This is a genomic window from Bacillus sp. JJ1562 (assembly GCF_036962705.1).
GTDB lineage: Bacteria > Bacillota > Bacilli > Bacillales > Bacillaceae_L > Ferdinandcohnia.
On the sequence record NZ_JBALOQ010000043.1, the window covers coordinates 3,078 to 4,692 of the forward strand.

The window sequence follows — 1,615 nt, forward strand, 5'->3', positions numbered from 1 at the left end:
TTTTATGAAGTTCGTAGAACTTCAGTTTCCTTAGAAAGGAGGTGATCCAGCCGCACCTTCCGATACGGCTACCTTGTTACGACTTCACCCCAATCATCTGTCCCACCTTAGGCGGCTGGCTCCTTACGGTTACCCCACCGACTTCGGGTGTTACAAACTCTCGTGGTGTGACGGGCGGTGTGTACAAGGCCCGGGAACGTATTCACCGCGGCATGCTGATCCGCGATTACTAGCGATTCCGGCTTCATGCAGGCGAGTTGCAGCCTGCAATCCGAACTGAGAATGGTTTTATGGGATTGGCTTAACCTCGCGGTTTTGCTGCCCTTTGTACCATCCATTGTAGCACGTGTGTAGCCCAGGTCATAAGGGGCATGATGATTTGACGTCATCCCCACCTTCCTCCGGTTTGTCACCGGCAGTCACCTTAGAGTGCCCAACTAAATGCTGGCAACTAAGATCAAGGGTTGCGCTCGTTGCGGGACTTAACCCAACATCTCACGACACGAGCTGACGACAACCATGCACCACCTGTCACTCTGTCCCCGAAGGGAAAATCCTATCTCTAGGAGTGTCAGAGGATGTCAAGACCTGGTAAGGTTCTTCGCGTTGCTTCGAATTAAACCACATGCTCCACCGCTTGTGCGGGCCCCCGTCAATTCCTTTGAGTTTCAGTCTTGCGACCGTACTCCCCAGGCGGAGTGCTTAATGCGTTTGCTGCAGCACTAAAGGGCGGAAACCCTCTAACACTTAGCACTCATCGTTTACGGCGTGGACTACCAGGGTATCTAATCCTGTTCGCTCCCCACGCTTTCGCGCCTCAGCGTCAGTTACAGACCAGAGAGCCGCCTTCGCCACTGGTGTTCCTCCACATCTCTACGCATTTCACCGCTACACGTGGAATTCCGCTCTCCTCTTCTGCACTCAAGTCCCCCAGTTTCCAATGACCCTCCACGGTTGAGCCGTGGGCTTTCACATCAGACTTAAAGGACCGCCTGCGCGCGCTTTACGCCCAATAATTCCGGATAACGCTTGCCACCTACGTATTACCGCGGCTGCTGGCACGTAGTTAGCCGTGGCTTTCTGGTTAGGTACCGTCAAGGTACCGCCCTATTCGAACGGTACTTGTTCTTCCCTAACAACAGAGCTTTACGATCCGAAGACCTTCTTCGCTCACGCGGCGTTGCTCCGTCAGACTTTCGTCCATTGCGGAAGATTCCCTACTGCTGCCTCCCGTAGGAGTCTGGGCCGTGTCTCAGTCCCAGTGTGGCCGATCACCCTCTCAGGTCGGCTACGCATCGTCGCCTTGGTGAGCCGTTACCTCACCAACTAGCTAATGCGCCGCGGGCCCATCTGTAAGTGATAGCTAAAAGCCATCTTTTAATACGAGACCATGTGGTCTCATATGTTATCCGGTATTAGCTCCGGTTTCCCGAAGTTATCCCAGTCTTACAGGCAGGTTGCCCACGTGTTACTCACCCGTCCGCCGCTAACCTTTGGGAGCAAGCTCCCAAAGATTCGCTCGACTTGCATGTATTAGGCACGCCGCCAGCGTTCATCCTGAGCCAGGATCAAACTCTCCAATAAGAGTATTGATTGCTCAATAAGTTTGTTACTT

1 rRNA gene is annotated in these 1,615 nt (G+C 53.5%); it reads right to left on the reverse strand.

Going from position 1 to position 1,615, the window contains the following annotated elements:
• Positions 1 to 34 precede the first annotated feature (34 nt).
• Positions 35 to 1,584 (reverse strand): 16S ribosomal RNA (locus V7097_RS20945).
• Positions 1,585 to 1,615: the final 31 nt, after the last annotated feature.